The sequence below is a fragment of the Aestuariivivens sediminicola genome, assembly GCF_022662015.1.
Taxonomy (GTDB): domain Bacteria; phylum Bacteroidota; class Bacteroidia; order Flavobacteriales; family Flavobacteriaceae; genus Aestuariivivens; species Aestuariivivens sediminicola.
Genome location: NZ_JAKMCM010000001.1, coordinates 977,736 through 1,000,903 on the forward strand (window position 1 = coordinate 977,736; position 23,168 = coordinate 1,000,903).

At 37.2% G+C, this 23,168-nt stretch carries 21 protein-coding genes; 6 read left to right on the forward strand and 15 right to left on the reverse strand.

Annotation, left to right across the window (positions count from 1 at the left end):
• The first annotated feature begins 78 nt into the window (after nucleotides 1-78).
• A complete protein-coding gene (locus tag MR041_RS04330; RefSeq protein WP_242092358.1) occupies nucleotides 79-1,137 on the forward strand; it encodes a ferredoxin--NADP reductase in 1,059 nt (352 codons plus the stop codon).
• 39 nt (nucleotides 1,138-1,176) lie between these two features.
• Here the strand turns inward: MR041_RS04330 and MR041_RS04335 are convergent, their stop codons facing one another.
• Complete coding sequence (locus tag MR041_RS04335; RefSeq protein WP_339328748.1) at nucleotides 1,177-2,187, reverse strand: glycosyltransferase family 9 protein; 1,011 nt, start codon at nucleotides 2,185-2,187, stop codon at nucleotides 1,177-1,179.
• A gap of 131 nt (nucleotides 2,188-2,318) precedes the next feature.
• On the reverse strand, nucleotides 2,319-2,924 hold the full coding sequence (locus MR041_RS04340; protein ID WP_242092359.1) for a DUF4254 domain-containing protein: 606 nt from the start codon (nucleotides 2,922-2,924) through the stop codon (nucleotides 2,319-2,321).
• Nucleotides 2,925-3,160: 236 nt separating this feature from the next.
• Here MR041_RS04340 and upp point away from each other — a divergent pair, with 236 nt between their 5' ends.
• The gene (gene upp / locus MR041_RS04345) at nucleotides 3,161-3,814 is read left to right on the forward strand and encodes a uracil phosphoribosyltransferase (protein ID WP_242092360.1); all 654 of its coding nucleotides are present in this window, start codon (nucleotides 3,161-3,163) and stop codon (nucleotides 3,812-3,814) included.
• On the opposite strand, the gene MR041_RS04350 is transcribed toward upp, so the two are convergent.
• Nucleotides 3,809-4,732 carry a DUF6427 family protein gene (locus MR041_RS04350; protein WP_242092361.1) on the reverse strand — a complete coding sequence of 308 codons (924 nt, stop codon included), beginning with the start codon at nucleotides 4,730-4,732 and terminating at the stop codon, nucleotides 3,809-3,811. The two genes, upp and MR041_RS04350, sit on opposite strands and share 6 nt — an antisense overlap.
• A gap of 67 nt (nucleotides 4,733-4,799) precedes the next feature.
• Between MR041_RS04350 and MR041_RS04355 the strand changes: the two genes are divergently transcribed.
• On the forward strand, nucleotides 4,800-5,027 hold the full coding sequence (locus tag MR041_RS04355; protein WP_242092499.1) for a DUF6341 family protein: 228 nt from the start codon (nucleotides 4,800-4,802) through the stop codon (nucleotides 5,025-5,027).
• Here the strand turns inward: MR041_RS04355 and purD are convergent.
• Entirely contained in the window at nucleotides 5,022-6,293 is a 1,272-nt protein-coding gene (purD, locus tag MR041_RS04360; RefSeq protein ID WP_242092362.1) for a phosphoribosylamine--glycine ligase, read from the reverse strand. The two genes, MR041_RS04355 and purD, sit on opposite strands and share 6 nt — an antisense overlap.
• 90 nt (nucleotides 6,294-6,383) lie before the next feature.
• On the opposite strand from purD, the gene MR041_RS04365 reads away from it, so the two are divergent.
• The 3 genes from MR041_RS04365 to MR041_RS04375 are packed head-to-tail and all read left to right on the forward strand — an operon-like array spanning nucleotide 6,384 to nucleotide 9,960.
• Complete coding sequence (locus tag MR041_RS04365) at nucleotides 6,384-7,703, forward strand: phenylacetate--CoA ligase family protein (protein WP_242092363.1); 1,320 nt, start codon at nucleotides 6,384-6,386, stop codon at nucleotides 7,701-7,703.
• Complete coding sequence (gene wecB / locus MR041_RS04370) at nucleotides 7,700-8,794, forward strand: non-hydrolyzing UDP-N-acetylglucosamine 2-epimerase (protein WP_242092364.1); 1,095 nt, start codon at nucleotides 7,700-7,702, stop codon at nucleotides 8,792-8,794. The genes MR041_RS04365 and wecB overlap by 4 nt, the downstream gene beginning before the upstream one ends.
• Nucleotides 8,794-9,960 carry a glycosyltransferase family 4 protein gene (locus MR041_RS04375; RefSeq protein ID WP_242092365.1) on the forward strand — a complete coding sequence of 389 codons (1,167 nt, stop codon included), beginning with the start codon at nucleotides 8,794-8,796 and terminating at the stop codon, nucleotides 9,958-9,960. Before wecB ends, MR041_RS04375 begins: the two co-directional genes overlap by 1 nt.
• Here the strand turns inward: MR041_RS04375 and MR041_RS04380 are convergent.
• The 11 genes from MR041_RS04380 to MR041_RS04430 all read right to left on the reverse strand — a co-directional run bounded on the left by MR041_RS04380 (nucleotide 9,954) and on the right by MR041_RS04430 (nucleotide 22,773).
• Nucleotides 9,954-11,300 (reverse strand): undecaprenyl-phosphate glucose phosphotransferase, encoded by a 1,347-nt coding sequence (locus tag MR041_RS04380; RefSeq protein ID WP_242092366.1) that lies wholly within the window; start codon nucleotides 11,298-11,300, stop codon nucleotides 9,954-9,956. The two genes, MR041_RS04375 and MR041_RS04380, sit on opposite strands and share 7 nt — an antisense overlap.
• Before the next feature lies 1 nt (nucleotide 11,301).
• Nucleotides 11,302-12,288, reverse strand: coding sequence for a UDP-glucuronic acid decarboxylase family protein (locus MR041_RS04385; RefSeq protein WP_242092367.1), 987 nt, complete (start codon nucleotides 12,286-12,288; stop codon nucleotides 11,302-11,304).
• 206 nt (nucleotides 12,289-12,494) lie between these two features.
• The gene (locus MR041_RS04390; RefSeq protein WP_242092500.1) at nucleotides 12,495-13,892 is read right to left on the reverse strand and encodes a UDP-glucose 6-dehydrogenase; all 1,398 of its coding nucleotides are present in this window, start codon (nucleotides 13,890-13,892) and stop codon (nucleotides 12,495-12,497) included.
• Nucleotides 13,889-14,824 carry a WD40 repeat domain-containing protein gene (locus MR041_RS04395; protein ID WP_242092368.1) on the reverse strand — a complete coding sequence of 312 codons (936 nt, stop codon included), beginning with the start codon at nucleotides 14,822-14,824 and terminating at the stop codon, nucleotides 13,889-13,891. Before MR041_RS04395 ends, MR041_RS04390 begins: the two co-directional genes overlap by 4 nt.
• Nucleotides 14,821-15,969 (reverse strand): O-antigen ligase family protein, encoded by a 1,149-nt coding sequence (locus MR041_RS04400; RefSeq protein WP_242092369.1) that lies wholly within the window; start codon nucleotides 15,967-15,969, stop codon nucleotides 14,821-14,823. The genes MR041_RS04395 and MR041_RS04400 overlap by 4 nt, the downstream gene beginning before the upstream one ends.
• Nucleotides 15,970-15,971: 2 nt before the next feature.
• On the reverse strand, nucleotides 15,972-16,700 hold the full coding sequence (locus tag MR041_RS04405) for a WecB/TagA/CpsF family glycosyltransferase (RefSeq protein WP_242092370.1): 729 nt from the start codon (nucleotides 16,698-16,700) through the stop codon (nucleotides 15,972-15,974).
• Nucleotides 16,693-17,814: a glycosyltransferase family 4 protein gene (locus tag MR041_RS04410; protein WP_242092371.1), complete on the reverse strand. Its 1,122-nt coding sequence runs from the start codon at nucleotides 17,812-17,814 to the stop codon at nucleotides 16,693-16,695. Before MR041_RS04410 ends, MR041_RS04405 begins: the two co-directional genes overlap by 8 nt.
• 18 nt (nucleotides 17,815-17,832) lie before the next feature.
• Nucleotides 17,833-19,014 (reverse strand): glycosyltransferase, encoded by a 1,182-nt coding sequence (locus tag MR041_RS04415; protein WP_242092372.1) that lies wholly within the window; start codon nucleotides 19,012-19,014, stop codon nucleotides 17,833-17,835.
• On the reverse strand, nucleotides 19,011-21,197 hold the full coding sequence (locus MR041_RS04420) for a nucleoside/nucleotide kinase family protein (RefSeq protein ID WP_242092373.1): 2,187 nt from the start codon (nucleotides 21,195-21,197) through the stop codon (nucleotides 19,011-19,013). Before MR041_RS04420 ends, MR041_RS04415 begins: the two co-directional genes overlap by 4 nt.
• Nucleotides 21,194-21,943: a glycosyltransferase family 2 protein gene (locus MR041_RS04425; protein WP_242092374.1), complete on the reverse strand. Its 750-nt coding sequence runs from the start codon at nucleotides 21,941-21,943 to the stop codon at nucleotides 21,194-21,196. Before MR041_RS04425 ends, MR041_RS04420 begins: the two co-directional genes overlap by 4 nt.
• On the reverse strand, nucleotides 21,940-22,773 hold the full coding sequence (locus MR041_RS04430; protein WP_242092375.1) for a hypothetical protein: 834 nt from the start codon (nucleotides 22,771-22,773) through the stop codon (nucleotides 21,940-21,942). The genes MR041_RS04425 and MR041_RS04430 overlap by 4 nt, the downstream gene beginning before the upstream one ends.
• Nucleotides 22,774-23,168 lie beyond the last annotated feature (395 nt).

A 23,168-nucleotide genomic window follows, 5' to 3' on the forward strand; every position in this document is an offset into this window, starting at 1 on the left:
ACCTATTCATTTAAAATGTTACATTCAAAATTAAGATATGCTAAAGGACTTCACTATTTTTGTCAAAAAAATTTTAGCATGTCTTCATTTTATAAACTCTCTATTAAAAATATAAAGCGAGAAACGAATAAAGCGGTAAGCATAACCTTTAATGTTCCTGATAACCTGAAGGATATCTTTCGTTATAAAGCCGGACAGTACATTACTCTAAAAGCACACATCGCTGACGAGGAGGTGAGACGCGACTATTCCCTCTGTGCCTCCCCCAAAAGTAACACCTTAAAGGTGGCGGTTAAAGAAGTTCAAGACGGTACCTTTTCTGCCTATGCCAACACAGAATTGAAAGTTGGGCAAACCTTGGAGGTAGCGCCTCCGAAGGGACGCTTTATTTTCGAGCCCAATGATTCCAAGACAAAGAATATCGCGGCATTTGCTGCAGGCAGTGGCATAACGCCAATAATGAGTATCATAAAATGTGCCCTGGAAGAGGAAGTTTACAGTAAAGTGATTTTGGTCTATGGCAATAAAACAACCCAGGACACCATGTTCTTAAATGAGCTTCTAGAATTACAGCATCAATACAAAGACCGGTTTTCCATTCAGTTTGTGTTCAGTCAGCAGGATAATGAAGACGCGATTTTTGGTCGAATTGAAAAAAGCACGATTAATTATGTGATGAAAAATAAGCATAAACACATCGATGTCGATGCGTTCTACCTCTGCGGACCTGAAGCCATGATCCATACGGTTAAAGACGTATTGACCGAACATGGCATTGATGAAAATCGCATTCACTTTGAGCTGTTCAAGGCTTCGAAAACAGATGAGGTAACTTCTACAAGCACCGCTTCCAATGATAAAGTTCAAATTACGGTAATTGTGGACGACGAAGAGACCGTCTTTGAAATGTCCTCTAATCAAACCATTCTGGAAGCCGCACTCGATGAAGATCTTGACGCTCCCTATTCCTGTCAGGGTGGCATCTGCAGCAGTTGTCTGGCACGTCTCAAAGAGGGACAGGCCACTATGATTCAAAACAATATTCTAACAGAGAATGAAGTTGCAGAAGGCCTCATATTAACCTGTCAGGCACAACCCACATCACCGAAGATCCTGGTCGATTATGACGATGTCTAAACACATCTGTCCGGGTACCGGAATATAATTTCGAATATGTCAGGTAGATGACTGTTCCATGACAGCCTTAATTTTTTTAATGACGGTTTCGGGTGCTATGCTTCCCACCGCATGTTCATAGCCTTCGGGGTATCTATTTCCATATACGGATGTCGGTATTTTTGGATATTGGGCTCTGTCTGGAAGGAAGGCATGTCCTTCTGGCTGGTTAAAGGGTGCAAACCCCGCATAGGGATGCGTCACGCCCCAGATGGTAAAGGTGTTTACACCGAGCATAGCGGCAATATGACCATTGCCCGAATCCATGGACAGCATCAAGTCTAAATTGGAGATAACATCCATTTCTTCCGACAAAGTCAATTTTCCGGCAACATTGACGACATTTTTAATCCGGCCTTCAATTCCATTTAACACTTTAATTTCTTGAGGCCCTCCTCCAAATAAAAGGATTTTATATGTAGTGGAAAGCTTTGCAATAACCTGTTCCATTAATTCCAAAGGGTATTGTTTCCCTTCATGCGCGGCAAACGGTGCTATACCAATACCCTTGCTGAGATCTCCTCCAATAATCGATTTTATTTTATCATTTAAAACCGCTTTCTCCGGGAATCTTGGATTCGATAAATCCACAGGAAATCCCAATACTTCAAACACAAGAGCATAGCGTTCATGGGTTGTTTTAAGAGCCGTAAATCGCTTCCCGGTAGTTAATTCTTTTTTTTCCTTTCGCCCTTTATCGATGGAAACAAATCGTCTGCATTTTAGGAATTGTTTCAGGATCTTGGTTCGCAACACATTATGTAAATCGGCGATCGCATAGAAGGTATGTGCCGCATTGAGTTGCCTCGCTAGTTTATAGAGGCCAAAAACCCCTTTGTGCTGCCCTTTCAATTCGGCCGAGATCACTTTAACATTAGGAATGTTTCGAAATAAAGGGGTGAAAAATGTACGTGTTAAAACCGTTATATTCAGATCCGGGTGTTGCTCTGTCAATGCGCGCAAAACAGGTACGGTCATAGCGACATCACCCATGGCGGATAGTCGGATCACTAGAATATGTTTTGTGTTTAAGGACATCTGGTTATGCCATGTTCAATGATCGATTGTCGACTGCCTGTTGGGTGGCAGGGTCCAGCTATAACTTTGTTTTGATTGGATACACCTGTTAGGACCGGCAATGGTTATTTCTGAGAACGAAGTACCGGGTTTAGTGCTTCGTCATTGTACATTTTCATTTGCTTGTACACTTTCATATACTTATCCCCTTTTTCGATATCCTTCAAAAGCGTGTCTATCGCAGTCGATAAGTCCACACGCTGTTCCAATAACAGATTTAATTTCTTCTGGCAAGCCGCTCGATGTTCCGGTGTAGCATCCTCACGATGCGCTTCTTCGTTCATATGATAGATCTTCAAAGCGAGAATAGACAAACGATCGATGCCCCATGCCGGGCTTTCCGTATTAATAGTAGCATCACTCTTCGGCGTAACGTCCTTGTACTTTTCTAGGAAATAGCTGTCAATATATTCCACCATATCTGTCCTGTCCTGATTAGAGGCATCAATTTGCCGTTTTAACTTCAATGCCGCTACGGGATCGATATGCGGATCACGAATAATGTCCTCGTAATGCCATTGAACGGTGTCAATCCAACATTTTCTGTATAATAAATGCTCTATTAAATCCTCCTTTGAATAGGCGTTTTCAAACGGTTGATCGACCGTGTTAATTATGTGATATTTTTCAATAACCTCCTGAAATATGGTATTCGCTTTACTCGTAAACATGCTTAATGGTATTTTATAGTGCAAAAGTACATGAATTTTTTCATCTGTTTAAATTTTAAACCCTTATATCATCCAGGTGTTTTTTGTAAAGGCGAAAGTAACAACCATATGCCTTCACATCACAGTTCATGAGGTAGGACGCACTACTTCTATAAGGGTTATAAAATTTATTCTATAACTGAAGGAACATCCCTTTTATTTAGTTACATTTATTCAATCCTAATCTTTCACAATTCATGTATATTCACAATATTTCGCATAAGAACTCTATATTGAATACTTTCATTTCTGAAATCCGAAGCACCACCATACAAAGCGATCGTATGCGATTCAGGAAAAACATTGAACGGATAGGCGAGGTTTTGGCATATGAAATGAGCAAGTATCTCGACTATAAGGCCACTGCCATTAAAACACCGCTAGGAATTTCACATGTTAATTTACCTCAAAATGACCTGGTCTTATGTTCCATTTTAAGGGCAGGGGTTCCCCTTCATAATGGTCTGTTGAACTATTTTGATACTGCCGATAATGCTTTTATCTCGGCCTACAGACGGCATCATCATAATCCTGAAACCATCGATATTGTCATCGAATATATGGCCTCGCCATCGATTGAAGGCAAAACCCTTGTGCTGGTCGATCCGATGTTGGCAACGGGACAGTCGTTGCGCACTGCTTTCGAGGCCTTAAAACCCTTTGGGACCCCGGACAGCATTCATCTGGCCTGTGTCATCGGTTCCGAAGACGGGATTAATTTTATTCGAAAAGCCTTTCCTAAGAACACGCATTTATGGATTGCAGCTGTTGATCCTATCTTAAACGATCATGGCTATATCGTTCCAGGACTTGGAGATGCCGGTGATTTGGCATTTGGTGAAAAATTATAACATTAAGACAACAAAAGGCAGGGCCAAAAAGATCAATAAGAAAAGTTCCTTAAACCATTTTTCTTCAATCACTTCAATATAATTGGTTATAATAATAGCCAGAGGAGCAAAAAGGAATAAAAATTCGGCACTGCTTTTTTCAGGGACCAGAACTACAATCAGAAAGGCAATTAAAAAGGCAATTAAAATAAGATCGAAGGATGGCCTCAAGGCCTTCTTTTTCTTTTTAATAGATCGAATATAAAACAGCATGGACCAAATCCCAAACGATATTAGCATGGTTATAGCAAGTGTTAAACCCAGTTCATTGTAGTTTTCATAGGTGAAGCTTACATCGGGCAGGTTTTGAAACACGCCCAGATAATTCCCATAAGAAACGATTGAATAACAAACGGCAAAAAGAAAGACAGTAATTACCCCGGTAAAAGGGATTATCCAATGGTTTATTTTGTTATCGGTGTATAAGATTAAGGCCATTATAATGAGGAGGATAAACAGGATGGACCAAAAATAGAATAACGAAGCAACAGCGATCCAAAAGGCCGCATCAAAAAGCTTTTTATTCAGTTTAATCTGAGTACGGATACTAATAATACGCCTCATACCTAACAGCACAAAAAAATTGGCCATTATGATCCGGGTATCCTGAGTCGTTTTAAACAATGTGAGCAGAAACAGGCTGTAAAGTAAAATTTCGTAATTGTTGTTTTTGGTTAATCCATTTTTGCTTACAATAAAATTGACCAGTAAAATAGAGCTGTAACAAACCAAAAATGCAATCGCCTGTTTAAAGACCCATGAAAGCGTTAAGGAAACTTCTGATAATTTTAAAGAGCCAATCAGGAAAGCCAGAGCCGTAATAAAAAACACCACAATGAAATTTATTGGCTTAGATTTACTAAAAATGCTTGTTATCATTAGCTGTTTTTGTATTTTTGCCTTGTAAATATATTAAGAAGTGATTGGATAATACTAAAATGTTATGATGAAAGATTTCTTTTATGCCATTGAAGATTTGTTTGTGAATGTGCTCTTTGCGCCATTTGATGCGCTAAGGCATTTGGAGTTGGATAATTGGTTTGTGGCAAACGTCGTTTCCTGGCTATTTCTTATAATAGGCTTTGTTGCAATGCTCTATTGGTTAAAGCAGCTTAAAATGTTCAACGATAACAATGAGGAAGATAAAAGCATTTCTTCTCATTCGTTCTTATAAATCGAACCCTATATCCCTGCGATAATACATCTTATCAAAATGTAATTTTTCAATATTTTGGTAAGATTTTTTTATGGCTTCCTGATAGGTCTTACCATAGGTGGTAATGGCTATAACCCGTCCCCCGGAGGTCACAATTTTTCCATTATCAAGCTGTGCCCCGGCATGAAAGGGCACGGCATCGGAGATCAACTCTAGCCCTTTTATTTCCTTTCCCTTTTCATAAGCCTCGGGATAACCTCCTGAAACCAGCATGATGGTCGTTGCCGCGCGCTCATCAATTTCGATATCTATGTCTCTTAGGGTCCCATTTGCCATTGCCATTAGAATATCAACCAGATCATTCTTTAAACGCGGAAAAACGACCTCCGTTTCCGGATCACCCATTCGCACATTGTACTCAATAACCTTGGGGTCATCCCCAACTTTTATCAGACCGATAAAGATAAACCCGACATAGGGTAACCGGTCTTTCTTCAGGCCTTCTATCGTCGGTTTAACAATGCGTTCCTCAATTTTATTTAAAAAGGATGGTGTCGCAAAAGGCACCGGAGAAACTGCCCCCATACCACCAGTATTCAAGCCCGTGTCCCCTTCACCTATACGTTTATAATCTTTAGCCGTAGGCAGGATCTTGTAGCTTTGTCCATCGGTCAACACAAAACAGCTTAACTCGATACCGTCAAGAAATTCTTCAATAACGACCTTGGTACTGGCCTTTCCAAATTTTTCATCAATTAACATCCCCTTTAATTCCGCTTTCGCGGCCTCCAGATCATTTAGAATAACAACCCCTTTCCCAGCGGCCAAACCATCCGCCTTTAGTACGTAGGGTGGCTTCAGGGTCTCTAGAAAAGCAAAGCCTTGCTCTACAGTGTCTTTAGTGAAACTGTCATAGGCAGCAGTGGGTATATGGTGTCGGTATAAAAATTCCTTTGCAAATTCTTTACTGCCCTCCAATTGCGCAGCCGCTTTTTGCGGGCCGATAACCTTTATTTGCTTAAGGGCCTCATCATTCAAAAAATAATCATGAACCCCATTCACCAACGGATCTTCCGGACCCACAACCACCATGTCGATCGCCTTTTCCAAAACAAGTGTTTTGATGGCCTCAAAATCATTAACCCCGATATTCACGTTGGTTGCAATCTGGGCTGTTCCCGAATTCCCAGGGGCCACGAACAGGTTTCTGCATTTCGGGCTTTGTACTATTTTCCATGCAAAAGTGTGTTCTCTACCGCCGGAACCTAGAATTAAGATGTTCATTTTAAATGCTTTTTATGAAGTGCAAAAATAAAACTAATACTAGCAATACACGACTATTTTTTGTTTACTTTACAAAAAAGTTTCTTCATTTTGAATCTATTCAATTTCGTTTTAAAACTCAATGGCTTCCCTATTAAAAAGGCGAAACAGCTGTTAAAGTCTGTACAGCTTAAAAGTGAGATTGACTTTAAAGCTTATGTAGAGACCAAAAAACAGGATATAGTAAGCTATCATTTAAAACACAATACGTTTTATAAAAGATTCGCGAAGGAAGCAGATCCTTCAGACTGGAGGTCCGTTCCGGTGATGACCAAATCAGATTTACAGCAGCCTCTGGAATCCCTTTTGTCTGATGCCTTCACTAAACGCCAGGTGTACATCGGTAAAACTTCCGGGTCCTCGGGACATCCTTTCCTATTTTCTAAAGACAAATTTTGTCACGCCATGACCTGGGCCATCATACAGGATCGGTTCGGATGGTTCAACATCGACTTTAACAGCTCCAAACAGGCGCGGTTTTATGGCATTCCTCAGGATTCTGCGGGCTATTATAAAGAACAACTTAAAGATGTGATAAGCAACAGAACGCGATTCAATGTATTTGATTTAAGTGCTGAGGCATTTGAACTCTGGTTGGCTGTTTTTAAGTCCAAAAAACTGGAGTATCTCAATGGGTATACGAGCGCCATGGTACAGTTTGCCAAATATTTACAACAGAAAGACAGGGTGCTGAAATCCCTTTGTCCATCCTTAAAAATATGCATCGCGACTTCCGAAATGTTATTCGAAGACGATAAGGCCCTTATGGAAAGGTATTTTGGCATACCGGTAATTAACGAATATGGTGCCTCGGAATTGGATTTAATTGCATTCGAAAATCCAAAAGGCCAATGGCAGGTGAATAGCGAAACACTTTTTGTAGAGGTGTTGGATGATCACGGTAACACCCTGCCTTACGGGGAGGAAGGGCGCTTGGTCATCACGTCGCTCTACAACAAGGCACAACCCTTTATTCGTTACGATATAGGAGATATCGGAAGGTTATCAAAGCAGAGTACCTTAAAATCGCCTATTTTGGAGGATTTAACAGGAAGAACGAACGACATTGTGCATCTCCCCAGTGGCAAAAAGGCTGCCGGATTAACCTTTTATTACGTCACCAAAAGCATCATAGAAAAGGATGGCTCGGTTAAAGAATTTGTGATCGAACAACTGGAATTGGATCGATTTAAGGTGATTTATGTCAGCCCCGAAGCCCTGTCTGAGGATAAGAAAAATAGAATCATCAGGGAAATGGAAACTTATCTGGAAAAGGGGCTCCACATTAAATTTGAAAGACAAGACCATTTAGTTCGTTCAAAAAGTGGTAAATTAAAACAGTTTAGATCCTATATAAAACAAAACCCATGAACCTAACACTCGTTGCCGGTGCCAGACCAAACTTCATGAAGATCGCCCCCATTATTGAGGCTATTGAGGCTAAAAAAAAGTGCGGTGCTGACATTAATTACAGGCTGGTGCATACCGGACAACACTACGACGAACATCTGAGCGGGCGTTTTTTCGATGAACTTCATATTCCCAGGCCCGATATCAATTTGGGTGTGGGAAGTGGCACTCAGGCCGAACAGACCGCTGCCATTATGATTGGTTTTGAAAATGAATTAAAATACTATCCGAGTGATCTGGTCATGGTTGTTGGAGATGTGACCTCCACCATGGCCTGTACCATAGTGGCAAAAAAGGGCGGTATAAAAGTAGCGCATGTCGAAGCGGGGATCCGATCAGGGGATATAGGCATGCCTGAAGAAATCAATCGCATTGTAACCGATAGTTTGACAGATTATTTTTTTACCACCTCAGACTATGCCAATGCCAATTTAAAAGGGTTGGGTGTCCCTGAATCAAAAATTTTCTTTGTGGGCAATGTGATGATCGATACCCTGCTCAAGCAGGAGCCCCGCTTTAAGCAGCCAACGCTTTGGAACGATTTGGACCTCTCCCCCAAAAACTACTTTGTGTTAACGCTTCACAGACCCGGTAACGTAGATGCCCCTCAGGCACTAAAACAGTTAGTTGCCGGCATCGTTAAACATAGTAAAGGCCTTCCCGTTATATTTCCGGTACATCCCAGAACTGAAAAACTTCTGAGTACATTAGATTTGAATTTAGACACCCTGCATTGTCTTAAACCTTTAGGATACCTGGAGTTCAATTATCTCGTTAAGAATGCTCTGGCGGTCATTACGGATTCAGGGGGAGTCACCGAGGAAGCCACGGTAATGCATGTGCCATGTATGACTTTAAGAACGAGCACCGAGCGGCCGGAAACCTGTGCAATAGGGACCAATGTTTTAGTTGGTAACGATCCGGAAAAAATAGAACACACATTCGATTTATTGCATGCCGGGCAATGGAAAACAGGTGGGATTCCAGAATTGTGGGACGGACTTGCGGCCGAACGCATTGTTGACCATCTCATGACTATTTTTGAGTTGTAATGAAAGACATTCTTATCATAACCAACTATTTCCCTCCTGAAATTGGTGCCGCATCCAACAGAATACATCAGCTGGCCACAGGATTACATCAAAACGGTTTTAAGGTTTCTGTTGTAACGCCCTTACCCAATTATCCGAACGGACGCATTTTAAAGGCCTATCGGGGTGCCTTCAAAAGAACAACTGTTGAAAATGGCCTCACTGTCCATCGCTTATGGCTTTATGCGAGTCATTCCAAAAATAAACTGTTACGGTTGGCGTCCATGTTGTCCTATAGCATGAGTTTGATAGGGTTCTTTATCTGGAACCGACATCCAAAGACCGTTATTATTCAGTCGCCACCATTGATCGTTGCCTTTACATCCGTCTTGTTTCTGCGTTCCCGAAAAAGAAAACTCATTTTAAATGTGAGTGATCTATGGCCCTTGGCAGGTTTGGAATTAGGGGCTTTTAAAAAAGGTGTGACCTATCGCCTTTTGGAACGCATGGAACGTTTTAATTACAGGCATACAGACTTGATATTAGGGCAGAGCGAGGAAATTTTAACTCATATTGCCTCTGTCTATCCTGAGAAGCACACCTTCTTATATCGCAATTATCCGGAGTTCACCCCTCCGGAACTTAGAGAAAATCAACGGGCGGACCTTAAGATCAAATTGGTATATGCGGGCCTGATAGGTGTGGCTCAGGGCATTTACAGGCTTTGTACGGAACTGGATTATTCCATAGTGGAATTTCATATCTATGGGGCCGGTAGCGAGCAAACTTTGATCGAACAGCTTATCAAAGACTGCCCGGAATTGGATATTCACTTTTATGGTACCCTGCCGCGTCCGGAATTGCACAGGGTCTTAATGACCTATGATGTGGCCATCATTCCCTTGTTAAAGCGCATCTACGGATCCGTGCCTTCTAAAATCTTTGAATATGCACGTTTGGGTCTGCCCATACTGTATTTCGGCGGAGGTGAAGGAGAGCTCATTGTTGAGGAGCATGGTTTAGGCTGGGTCGCAAAGGCCGGTGATTATGACCATCTGAACAAAGTAATGGGTTCCATAAGCTTAGCCGATCTCAATGCTGAGCGGATCTTAAACACGCGACAAACAGCCATAACCAATTTTGATGCGGGCAAACAACTCCATGCATTGACAGCACGAGTTCAATAGGCTTTGTCCTCACCCTTAATCGCATTCATAAAGGTTTGAAAGATAATTCTAAGGTCTAAGAGCAGGGACCAGTTTTCTACATAAAAAATATCGAATTTTACCCGATTGATAATGTCCTTGTCCTTTTCAACCTCACCTCTAAACCCACTAACCTGGGCCAGGCCTGTAATACCGGGTTTAACAAAGTGTCTCACCATAAACTTGTCAATGCGTCGTGCATACATGTCCGTATGGCTTACCATATGAGGTCTTGGGCCCACCACCGACATATCGCCAAACAAGACATTAAAAAACTGCGGCAGTTCATCGATACTTGTTTTTCTTATAAAACGTCCTACCCTGGTGACACGATGATCTCCCTTAGTGGCCTGATATAAGTGTGCATCCTTATTTGGATTCATTGATCTGAACTTATAGCAATCGAACTCCTCATAATTAAACCCGTTTCTGGATTGTTTAAAGAACACAGGGCCTTTGGATTCCAATTTTATGATTATAGCCAATATCGGGGTTAACCACGATAGAATGAATACGATGATACAAGATGCAAATACAATATCGAACAATCGCTTTACAAATTTGTTGATGGGTTCCTGTAATGGAATGGAACGTATGGACAACACCGGAATATAGTCGTAATATTCATATTTCAATCGCTTTGAAAATATATCCTTATTGTCTGGAATGAACTTTAATTCCCTCAGGTTATTGTCTGCAAAATCGATCAAACTATTAATTTGTTTATTCGATAGTTCGGCCACAGAAAAATAGATCTCATCAACATTATGATCAACAACATAGTTAAAACACCTTCTCAAGCTATCGTTATCGTCTATGGTAAACTGCTTCATGAAATTATATCCATAATCCAATCGATTCTTTAAGATCGTAATAAGTTGTCTTGTTTTCTCATTATCTCCTATGACGATAACATTTCTGATGTTCCCTTTAAAAACAGCGCGGTATCTTTTAAATAAAAAAAAGACAAAAAACTTAAAAACGAGAATTAGAAAAAATACAAACAATAAATACTCCCCAAGAGCCAGGCGGCTTATGTTCGGTTGCTTAAAGACGCCTATATAAGCATAAAGCACCAAACCAAAGAATAGAAATTGACGAAAAATAAGCGGTATCACCTGAATGATCCTGGTATGGCGTTGGACTTCGTAAAAGTGATTCCTGACCGCAATAATAACCCAGAGCGTGGCGATATAACCAATAAAGAGGTAGGGTGAGCTTAAATTAATTTCAAAAAGAAAAACAGACCCAATGATGATAAATAAGTCAGCAAACCCGGTTATGGGTTTGATATAACTTGAATATCTGCTCTTTTTATACAATTTACTGCTTTATATGGTCTTTAAAATTCTTATGTTCGATTTTATAGAGTTCTTCTTTAGGAAGTCCTTTAAAATAAGCATAGGTCCTTTTCATACCCTCATGTCGATCTACTTTGGGTTCCCAATCTAAAATTTTTTTTGCTAACGTGATATCCGGTTGACGCTGCAGGGGATCGTTCTGGGGAAGGTCTTTGTAAATAATCTTCTGCTTTGTTCCGGCAAGCTTTACAATTTCTTCTGCAAAGGCATTGATCGTGATTTCATCAGGATTTCCAATATTCACCGGGTACACGTAGTCGCTTAACAGCAACCTGTAGATGCCTTCAATCTGATCGTCAACATAACAAAAGGATCGCGTTTGTGAGCCGTCTCCAAAAACAGTCAAATCTTCTCCACGCAGTGCCTGCCCCATAAAGGCAGGTATCACCCGTCCATCGTTAAGCCGCATCCTGGGACCATAGGTATTAAAAATGCGGACGATTCGTGTTTCCAGGCCATGGAATCGATGGTAGGCCATGGTCAGCGACTCCTGAAAACGTTTCGCTTCATCATAGACCCCTCGTGGACCGATGGTGTTTACATTACCGTAATAATCTTCAGACTGTGGATGTACCAAGGGGTCCCCATAGACCTCAGATGTGGAGGCAATGAGTATTCTTGCTTTTTTAGCTTTAGCCAATCCCAATAGATTATGAGTCCCCAGGGACCCGACCTTGAGCGTTTGAATCGGTATTTTTAAATAATCGATGGGACTTGCCGGTGATGCAAAATGTAAGATATAATCCAAAGGCCCATCAATGGCAACAAATTTGGTGACATCGTGTTCGATAAATTCAAAATGAGGATGTTGCTCTAGGTGTTCCAGGTTTCTTTTATCCCCGGTAATGTAGTTATCCATACCAATAACCTCATAGCCTTCATGAATAAAGCGATCGCATAAATGCGATCCTAAAAATCCTGCAGCCCCAGTTATTAAAACGCGTTTCAAAAATTCTAATTTAGATATTCGGTTGATTTCACAAATTTAAGGGAATAAGCCGAAAAGCCATGGTTTCTTTTATGGAAAACAAGTACGGGTATTACAATTTATTCAGAAATTGTACTTACACTATTACTATAATCTTACCCTCTATAAAAGCATAAAACACCCTCTCATTTGTCGTCTTTTTTAACCACACGCTCCGAATAACACCATTATGATCCTTTACCAATGGTGTAACAGGTAAAGCCAATTTCTTTGAGAGATACGGTATCTAAAATACCTCTGCCGTCAAATATAAAGGCCGGTTTTTGCATGTCATCGTATATGCGTTGCCAATCATAAGATTTAAATTCGTCCCATTCGGTTAAAACGGCTATGGCATGGGCATCTTTACAAGCCTCATAGGGGTTTCCACTTACCGTGAGTAGGTTTCTATTTTCCTGTTCTGACCGGGTATTCAAATAATCGAGATCAGCATACATGCGTTCTGGAATGACCTTCGGATCGTATGCCCAAATTCGAGCTTTCTCACTCAGCAAATTATCGGCGATTCGTATGGCCGGGGACTCCCTGGTATCATTGGTGTCTTTTTTAAAGGCCCAGCCTAAAAACGCAATTTTCTTACCCGAAACGGTATTGTATAAGGTATTGATGATGTGGTCTGAAAACCGCTGTTTTTGGTGGTCATTCATAAGGATCACCTGTTCCCAGTAATCCGCCACCTCATTTAAACCATAGCTTTTTGCAATGTACACCAGATTTAAAATATCCTTTTGAAAACAGGAGCCTCCGAAACCCACCGAAGCTTTTAGGAATTTTGGCCCGATCCGGCTGTCCATACCTATGGCTTTGGCCACTTCATTAATATCCGCCCCGGTCTGCTCACAAATCTCAGACATGGCATTGATAGAGGATACCCGTTGCGCTAAAAAGGCATTCGCGGTTAACTTCGATAATTCTGATGACCACACGTTGGTGGTAATAATCCGCTCCTCAGGCACCCAATGGGCGTAGATATCGACTAAGGCTTGAATGGCTTTTTCTCCTTCAGCATTAGGTTCTCCCCCAATCAGTACGCGATCAGGGTGCAATAGGTCTTCAACAGCGGTACCTTCTGCTAAAAATTCAGGATTGGATAAGATCTGAAATTGAACCCCATTCCCGGAATTATCCAAAATGTGCTTTATAGCCTCTGCGGTTCGCACGGGTAGGGTTGATTTCTCAACAATGATTTTATCGGTTTTGGTTACTTTGGCAATTTGCCGTGCACACAGTTCGATGTATTTTAAATCCGCCGCCATACCTTTACCCTTACCATAGGTTTTAGTAGGGGTATTGACGGAAATAAAGATCATATCCGCATCAACAATAGCTTGATCGATATCGGTGGAGAAAAAAAGATTTCTTCCTCTGGCCTGGGCTACTACCTCATCCAGCCCCGGTTCAAAAACTGGTAATTTATTTAAATCGGGGGAATTCCATGCGGCGATACGTACAGTATTCACATCCACTACGGTAACTTTAATATGAGGGCATTTCTGTGCAATAACGGCCATAGTGGGGCCTCCCACATAACCGGCACCAATGCAACAGATGGTTTTAATTTTCATTTCTGATCTATTTTCCATTTTTTGATTGTTCTATCCGCACTGCTGGTGTAAAAGCATTGTTCGCCCGACAAAATCTTTACAATTCTTTTCTTATTGTTCCAGGCTTTGATTAGTGATAAATTTTGTATGTCAATGAGTTTAATCTGTCCGTTCCAATCTCCGGTAAGGATATACTTGTCCTCATAAATTGCAATTGCTTCAATAATATCCTTCCCGATATGGATCGTTTTATTCTGGGCATTTCCATTTATATTAACCTTTATTAAATCGCCATTAAAAGTTGTCACAAACATATTTTCGTGCTGCTTGTCAAAAGTAAAGTTTACCAATAAGGAATTACCGTGGTATACCCGTTTTTTTACCTTGGTCTTTACATTGTAGCTAAATATTGTTCCAGAATCGGTAATGCCATATAAGTTTTCCTTATGATATTTGAGTTTTCTACAATAACTATCCAGGTTTAGGGAATCTATTTTATTGTACCTGGGAACATCGCCATACTTAAATATGGCTATCTGTTTGTCTTTTTTACTCAGGAAGAACAGGCTGTCTTTTGGCGCAATTTCAAAATCCATTAATTCAGTCGTATAATATACATGATATTTATTAATGCTTTTGGTTGAAACATTGTAAAATCTTATCGAGCTTCTATCTTTTACCAATTCATTTGATGCTGTCACAATAAGGTCTTGATCAAGAAACGGGTATAATCTTAGACCATAACCTCCAATAAAGAAGCCCTCAGAATTAATAAGCGAATCTCGTTGCTTTGATTTAAAATTGAAATTTTTAATGTGTCTTTTTTCAATATACAACAATGTGTTCTCAATAATCTCAAAATCTCTAACCGTAAATCCTGTTTCCACAACGATGTCTTGGCAAGTAGCTTTTGAAAAAAGTAATAAAATGAATATGCAGAGTCCCGCTTTCATGCTTTAAGTTCAACCTTTTTAGACATTGTATGGTAATAATACAAGGTGATACAAAAAAATACGATGCCATGATGCCTGTTAAAAAAACTTTCAACAAAGGACATCGGAATCATTACTATTAAAAATCCGATATACTCATACCTTATTGAGTTCTTGCCTTTCAGCAGTGGATAACTATAGGGGATGAACATTAAAATAAAGCCCACTAACCCAAACTTTAATAATGAGGTTAAAAATTGGTTATGTGCATTCAAATGGGAATCTAGAAAGTCATAATTCCCGTTTAAAAAATGTCCTGTATTTAATATATCATACTCATTAATGTTACCGTAACCCAATAGGGGCTGCTGCATAATACTCTCAATGGCGACATTCCAAATTCTCGATCTAAAATCCAGTGCTTTGAGGTACAATTCAAAGAAAAACGTATGGAATATGACAATCAGTATAGCAATAACAAAACCGAGTCCAATCAGTTTTTTAAAACTTAACTTTAACCATATTCCTGAATGGAATAACATCAAAGCCAGTGCGGTAACTATGGCGGCCTTACTTCTAAATAACAGTAAAAACAAAATGACCATGAGAAGCAAAAGAGACCTGCTTTTCAATTTAAAAACGTCATTTGAACTTAATATATAATTCATTATGAACAACAAATACAATGAAATGTATAAATGATGTATGTCAAAGACTTCCAAAATCATCTCCCTGTCATACCACTGCCATTCTACCAGTGTAAGAACAAGAATGAATAACATCAATATACCCACACCTAAGATTAGTGCCTTTGGAATCTGTGCTACGATCTTAATGTTATTATAAAATAATGGGACCAGCAGAAAAATAAGATATGGTGCGTAAGCCTTATCAAACGTTTTAAAAAACAACCATGAGCCATCAAGCCAAATGCCTTGAATTATAATATAGAAAACCAACAGCGTATAAAAGGTAATTACTGGTTTTTGATTCGAATACCAGCTAAAATCTTTTTTAGAAACCATCCTAAAAAACCGCAATAAGATACTCATAAAAAGAAGTTTGGAACTCCATTTTATAGATAGTGGTAGGGTAATTATGGAAGCCATGAATCCAATGTCATCTATTTGACCTATTAACCGTTTGGTAAGCCCCGACATATTCATTATTAATGGCCTTTAATTTTGAGGGTTAACATTTCCAAAAGAAACAATGGCGTTGAATACATATATCTTTTTGTCAACCTCCAGGCCGTAAAACTTCTGTAGAGCCATTCCATTTTACAGGCGATAACCCACTTGGGTGCTCTTTTTTTGGTTTCAGCCACAAAATCGAACACTGCACCTATGGTACAAATTATCTTGGCGTCAATGAATTCTTTATTTTGATGCACCCATTTTTCCTGTTTAGGGGCCGTCATTCCGACAAACAATATATCAGGTTGAAAAGCATTGATTCTTTGCAACATGACTTTATTGTCGAAATCATTAAAAACAGGTTTAAACGGGGGTGAATAAAATCCGAAATCAATGTTGGGATATGTTGTTTGTTGTTTTGTTTTTATAATATCTAAAGTTGACTGACTCGCCCCAAGGTAAAAACATCTTAATCCCTTCGCATCAGCCAGGTTAAGTAAATGGACATGTATATCTGCACCTGCTATCTTTTTTATTTTGGAATTATAAACCCATTTTGACATGAAAACTATACCTTCTCCATCAGGTAACAGGATATCACTGCCTTCCAAAGCTTTTCTGAATATTTTATCTGATTTGGCCACGATATAGGAATGGGCGTTGATTGTATTTATTATACTTTTTGACCCCTCTTCAATTTGAATGGCATTTAAACCTTTCGAAAAAATATTGAAGTTTTTTATATGAATTGATTTAACCATTACACATTTGAATTATTTTAAGAAGGTTTTCTTCAAAAACCTCTACAGAATAATTTCTTTCAAATTCTTTTCTGCAATTAAAAAAAATATCCTCCGATTGGTACTCAGAAAGCATCGTGTTTAGGTCTGCAAAAATACTTTCTTTATTAGTTATAACACCAATTTTAGGATGAATTATTTTACTTACTGCTCCAATATCAAAAGCTAAAACCGGGAGGCCGAAAGAGAGCGCTTCAAGTACCGCCAAAGGAAAAACTTCCTTTTTATAACTCGATGGAAAAATAAAAATTGTGGCATCGGAAAACAATCGTTTCTTTTTATCTCCTTGGACTAAACCATGGTAGGTAACATAATCTTCAAGCTTATGTGTTCTTACATAGGTATTGAAATAAACCTCGTCCTCTTTACTCGACCAGGCTCCTGCAAAATTGATCTTGACATTTTTTGAGCATTGTCTGAATCTTTTCGCCATCTCTAAGACAACATCGTATCCCTTATCTTTCATCATGTTTGAAAGGTAAAGAATTTGAACTTCTTTACTATGTATGCGACTTTTTATAATACTTCTAAACTCGGTGTTATTAATAGTATTTATAACCCCATTGGGTAAAATAGAAATACTGGAATAACTGTTTAAAAACTCTACCTCTGGTTTGAGCTTTTCTGAAATTAGAATAAGATGGGTATTGTTGACAAAGTAATTAGTAAGTAGTCTATTGAAGCGAGATTTACCCGTAAACTCTCGAATACCTCTCGCATGGTAATGATAGAAAATTTTAATATTTGCAAATCTACAATATACTTTCACGGGTAGCACCACCATCAAATCTCTATAAAAAGCAAAACCTTGAGGTGATGGTGTAAAATAAATATTTTTAGGTCTAAAAAAAATAAGTTGGAAGACAACTTTAAAAAATAACTCAAAAAATAACCCTAACTTCTTAATTTTAAAAGCTCCAATCTCATCTATACGACTTGAGGATTTTATCTTGATAAAAATAGTTTTGAATTTACCTTTAATCAATTTACTATTAAGAATATAATCTCCTACCTTAGATGCTCCATGAATTGGAGGAGAATAATGTAAAATAAATAAGGCTTTTTCATTTTTCATTCAACTAACTACTTGTTTCTAACTTAATGCGCTTTGAATTCTTTTAATTTTTACCTTTTCCGAAAAATAAGAATTGTAAACATTTAGAACTTTTGAAGACTCTTCTTTCAAAACGTATTCATTTGTTAGAATATTTCCCAAAATACTTTTAATTTTCAATTTGTCTTCATTAAAATTATCTAACTTAAAACTGAAACCAATATTTTGGTCCAAATATACTTTATGAGCACCAGAAGCAGATACTAAAAAAGGAACCCCATAACTAATAGCTTCTAATAGAGATGCTGCACCAGAATCTCTCAAGGACATAGATACAAACAACGACGACTTCTTCAATATAGATAACATATCTTTCCTAGAACTAAATCGCTTAATGTGAATAATTGACTGGTAATCCAGAAAGGGCTCAATTTTTTTGAAATATGGACCATCTCCGATGATTATTAATTTGTAATCGGTTAGATTCATCTCATTAAACTCCTTAAAAGCCTCTACAAAAAGGTGAGTAATTTTCCAATCGATTAATCGATTTGCCATAACAATCGTTTTATCTTTTTTGGTTACTATATCCTTTTTGTCGAAATCAAAGACCATAAGTTCGATCATTACCTTTTTATTAAATACTCTAGGTATCATATCAGAACTCTCAGGTGTTGAACAAATAATTTTTTCTGAACGAATACATCCCAAATAAAATAAAGGATTCAGGTAGATAGAATATCTTAATAAAAGTCGAAGAACCTCTTTTATTTTATCTAATGGTTTTAATTCTTTTAAATATGACAATGGATATGACTCCCCTCCTCCAAGAGGACCCCACACGAATTTAAAAGGTAAAAGAAAAAATATTGGAGGATAGTACATTGGAGTAAATGTGACCTGATGAATCTTAGAGTTTTTAAAGATTTTATAATGATTTATAAGATACGTAAACACAATAAACTGCCAAATAATATAATATGGTCGCGTTCCGAGAAATTTTTTAATAAAAAGAAGATTTTTAGAAATATCAATTCCTTTTAAGTGTATATTATTTCGCTCTTTTAATAATTTCGATAGATCATTGTTCTTTCTGGTAATCAATAGGATTTGGTCATCGCTAAATGCCCTAGAAATAGCTTTAGTCCAAAAATAGCCTACACCAGGCTCAGAACCACTATCCTCACAGGCATATGCAATTATAATTCTATCAAAAGTCATTTATTGGACCCGTCTATTTTAAGTAATAATTCGAACTCATGATTCTGATTTGAACACTCTTCTTCTTGAAGAAGAATTCTATTGATCAAAAAAACTTTTAGCATCTCATTAAATGTATCTAGTGAAATATTGTCTTTCAAATATTTGATTAACCTTTCACCCTCTAATTTTAAAATTAATTTACCTTTTTGAAAATAAAAATTAAACAAATCAACAAATTCAATCCCCTGGTTTGAATAATATTCAAAATCAATAAGTTGTATTAATCCGTTATTTGTTATGAGTATATTCCATAAGGCAAAATCACCGTGTTCAATGACTAAGTTATAACTAAAATTAGATGTGTTTTTAATATCTAATAATATCTCCATTAACTTAACCCTATTCATTATTTTTGCTCTATTAACTAATTTTAAAAATCCCGGATGCTCTCTTAATTTAAACTTCTCATTTGATTTCAATTTATCTAAAAGCATATCAATATCACGCCTTGACAAACATTTAGCACTTTGACCTTCAATTGGTTTCATTAAAAAATATTCACACCCATAATAAGTCCCTGAATGAATTAAATAATCCTCATCAAGTAATCCTCTTGAAGCCATCTCCTTCACTCCTCTTATCTCATTAATAATTTTGTGATTCCCTTTAGGATTGAGACCAATTTTAACATATCCATAAATATCTTCATTTGAATCTAGTAATTGTAAGATAAGTTTATCAGAAATCGTTGGATAATAAATTGATGATGTGAATTTCATTTGCAATACCTTTTCCAAATGATTTATAAACTCACCATTGCTATGAGATTTTAAAAAGTTTCTGAACACATTCCTGAAGGATAAAACATATCTTTTAAAAAAGATTTTGAAAATTAAGGCCTTCTTAGAATATGGATTATATAAACTAAGTCCATTTTCAATAGCTTTTAGTGAATTGATATTTAAAGATACTCTCTTCTTAAAAAAAGGTAGGCTAACATATTTACCATCTGAATAAAACATGCTATTATTAATTGTATTTTCTCTTAGCATAGTTTTAACAACATCATTTACTATCGCATCAACAGGCTTATTTGCATTGATTAAATAATAATTTTTCTGTTTGCCCAGTTCTCGATACTTTTTTAATTGTAATTTTAAACTTGTTTCAGAAACCTCCTTTTTCCTATTATGGATAACTTCCACGGGAGCCTCTAAAATAAAATGGATACTTGGTTTTGGGATGAATTTTTTTAAGAATTTAACAAAAGAGTCTGACGCTCCATAACGGTAACGCTTAGGATCTGCAAAAATATCTTCAAAATACCTATCAAAAACAATAAGCGTAGGGGTTATTTTTTTTGGAAGTATATTTATTAACCAATAGAAATTATATTCGAAAATAAAATATATCAATTTGAGCACAGATAATAGTACAGAATAGTTATTATTCTGATGAGGATTTATTTGAATGTTCTGGTTCTTCGATTTTATTTTTTTAGGTTTTAAATGATAATATTCGAAGTTAACAAACGGGTTGTTGGCCCTTATGCAATCAATAATTGTAGACTTGCCCGAACCATCTGGCCCCAAAAAAGAAATAGTCATACTCGGACATTCCAAAATTCTGTAATACAATAAGAAAAATTTATGCAAATAATATTTGAATAAAAAAAAAGGTGACCTAAGATATTTTTTTTCCTTCTTATATTTTTCTCTAATCTCATTTTCACTGATATCAGGCAATAGCTTTTGAAAATAACTTAAATGCTCTTCAACAGGGCTCTTTTTAAAAACCTTTTTTCTAAGGTAATAGAGAAACTCATCTTCTGAGTCAAGCATATACAAAGCCTTTCCTTTGATAAAGGTTGTCTTTTTTCTTTTCAGAGCCCCCTTAGTATCGATCTCCAAATTATTTTTATTCGAATAGGTCACGTCGAGTTCAATCTTAAATATTTCTGTATTATTAAAATAGATAATATTAAATCTTTGAACGCCTAAATCGATAGTATGGCTAACGTAATAGGACTGATTGTTCAAACAATAAGCAGAAATAAATCTTTTAAGGTCCTCTTTATTACAATTTATGACCAAATCAATGTCACATGTCTTTTCGAATATTTTATCAACATGATGTATAATAGCATAATCATAATGCCTTTCTAGAGTACTAAAAAAATCAAGAATTATATCTTCTCTCATATTTTAACCTTCTTTATGGTCTCTGAAATAATTCTTAAAAAGACCCCAAAATAACATTGAAAAATATTCATTCCTGAATTTTTTCTGGCAATAAAATTTTCTTTAAGGGATTTTAGAAGATTTACCTTCGCACTAATTCCTCCTAATCGATAATTTGAAATTAATTTAGGAATATAATGGAATTGAAATTTATCATGGTTATAATTGGTCAAGACGAATTGATAATCCGACAACGAGGAAAGACTAGTGTTGTATTTATTTTCATCATACACGTTTCTATGTATAAACATTGTTGGGTGGTTAAGCACCATACCATGGTATTTAATTAAAAAAGAATTGTTCTTAGCTTTCCTTATAAATGGTTTCCCATTCTCTGGAATACACATTTTATCGCCGTGAAAAATTCTTTTATTATCGTACTTTAAATATGTATTTACCACGGTTTCAACTGCATCCAATTCATACCAATCATCACTGTTAACTATTCCGATTAGCTCCCCTGACGCCAAGTCTATACCTTTGTTCATGGCATCGTATAACCCCTCATCCGGTTCACTGATCCATCTAGTGATTTTCGATTCATTCCGTTTAATAATGTCTAAAGTTCCATCTGTTGACTTTCCATCAATGATAATATACTCGATGTTTTTATAGGTCTGCTGTGCTACACTATCAATAGTTTGCTGTAAGTGTTTTTCACCGTTAAAAACCACCGTAATTATACTGACTAAAGGGTTATCCGTCATTTTAAAAATATTACCATTTGGTTTATTTCATTATCATTCATGACTCTGTATTTTTTAACTAAAACTGTCCCTATGGCCATCCATAAAAAAATAAATGTTGGGGTAAAAGCAGGTCGGAAAGACACCAAACTTAACATAGTGATTAACAAAATATAATAACCCAAGCGTTTAATGAATTTATTCCTGGATCTAAAAAGCGCCAGATAAATGGCTTGGAAATATATTAATAGATTTAAAATTAATAGAATCAGGCCTCCTTTCAATATCACCTGTAAATATCCCACTTCCACAGTAATCCTTTCTGGAACATCACCTGCCCACCCTTTTTGCCCCATAAAAATCCAATATCTCCGAGTTCTTTCAAAAAAATCACTGTAATAAGTTCCGAGAGAGCCTCTACCAAAAATTGCTTCAGTTTTATTCAAATCAGCAAAAATTTCAGCAAAAAGAAACGTTCTCGAATCTTGAAAATCTACAATAGATGATATGATATTTGAAACATAATCATAACCTATAGTAAAGACCCAAATTAAAACCAAGATAAAAACAGCAACAATATACTTCAAGAGAACACGACGTAGTTTTATGCCAACTATTTTATCCAATAACAGCAATCCAAGTGTTAATGATAAAAACAACAGGTCCATGCGCTGCTTTACACTTGTTGCGACAAAAATTAATATACCTATTGTGAGTACAACGATAATCTTTTTTCTCAAAGAAATGCGGTTAAGCCCAAGCAATAATATTAAGTTTACCGGCCTTAGCAACCAGGCCCATTGTAAATAACTATTGTTGAAAAACAGGGAAATTCCGAAAACTAAAATCATGAGTTCAAAAACAAAGAATATGACCCTGTAAACGATATTCCAGTTCTCTAATTTGAGACCAAGTGCCATGGCAACAGGCACTAACCAGGCCAATCCCATATAAACATTCCCAAAATTAGTGACCCAATCCTGCAAGGATAAAGAAAAGCCCCTGATCACTGTAATTATCCCCCAGATCAGAAGTAAATAAAACAAAATCCTTGAGCACAGAGGAATGTTTCTTAAAGATATCTTGTTTTTAATTGACAAGATGAAAATAATCAATACCGAAAATAATAATAAAGAGGTAATTGCGATTTTTAAAAGACTAATCCCATCAGGTCGAATTAAAAAGAACATTAAAACATAGCTCGCGTTAAGAACCAACCCCCATTTTAATAATTTTTGTTCCGATA

Excerpts from the sequence above, each read along its gene's own strand:
- MR041_RS04330 (WP_242092358.1), top strand. The coding sequence starts at position 79 with ATGTCTTCATTTTATAAACTCTCTATTAAAAATATAAAGCGAGAAACG.
- MR041_RS04340 (WP_242092359.1), bottom strand. The coding sequence starts at position 2,924 with ATGTTTACGAGTAAAGCGAATACCATATTTCAGGAGGTTATTGAAAAA.
- upp (WP_242092360.1), top strand. The coding sequence starts at position 3,161 with ATGTATATTCACAATATTTCGCATAAGAACTCTATATTGAATACTTTC.
- MR041_RS04350 (WP_242092361.1), bottom strand. The coding sequence starts at position 4,732 with ATGATAACAAGCATTTTTAGTAAATCTAAGCCAATAAATTTCATTGTG.
- MR041_RS04355 (WP_242092499.1), top strand. The coding sequence starts at position 4,800 with ATGAAAGATTTCTTTTATGCCATTGAAGATTTGTTTGTGAATGTGCTC.
- purD (WP_242092362.1), bottom strand. The coding sequence starts at position 6,293 with ATGAACATCTTAATTCTAGGTTCCGGCGGTAGAGAACACACTTTTGCA.
- wecB (WP_242092364.1), top strand. The coding sequence starts at position 7,700 with ATGAACCTAACACTCGTTGCCGGTGCCAGACCAAACTTCATGAAGATC.
- MR041_RS04375 (WP_242092365.1), top strand. The coding sequence starts at position 8,794 with ATGAAAGACATTCTTATCATAACCAACTATTTCCCTCCTGAAATTGGT.
- MR041_RS04390 (WP_242092500.1), bottom strand. The coding sequence starts at position 13,892 with ATGAAAATTAAAACCATCTGTTGCATTGGTGCCGGTTATGTGGGAGGC.
- MR041_RS04395 (WP_242092368.1), bottom strand. The coding sequence starts at position 14,824 with ATGAAAGCGGGACTCTGCATATTCATTTTATTACTTTTTTCAAAAGCT.
- MR041_RS04400 (WP_242092369.1), bottom strand. The coding sequence starts at position 15,969 with ATGAATATGTCGGGGCTTACCAAACGGTTAATAGGTCAAATAGATGAC.
- MR041_RS04405 (WP_242092370.1), bottom strand. The coding sequence starts at position 16,700 with ATGGTTAAATCAATTCATATAAAAAACTTCAATATTTTTTCGAAAGGT.
- MR041_RS04410 (WP_242092371.1), bottom strand. The coding sequence starts at position 17,814 with ATGAAAAATGAAAAAGCCTTATTTATTTTACATTATTCTCCTCCAATT.
- MR041_RS04415 (WP_242092372.1), bottom strand. The coding sequence starts at position 19,014 with ATGACTTTTGATAGAATTATAATTGCATATGCCTGTGAGGATAGTGGT.
- MR041_RS04420 (WP_242092373.1), bottom strand. The coding sequence starts at position 21,197 with ATGAGAGAAGATATAATTCTTGATTTTTTTAGTACTCTAGAAAGGCAT.
- MR041_RS04425 (WP_242092374.1), bottom strand. The coding sequence starts at position 21,943 with ATGACGGATAACCCTTTAGTCAGTATAATTACGGTGGTTTTTAACGGT.
- MR041_RS04430 (WP_242092375.1), bottom strand. The coding sequence starts at position 22,773 with ATGATTTTAGTTTTCGGAATTTCCCTGTTTTTCAACAATAGTTATTTA.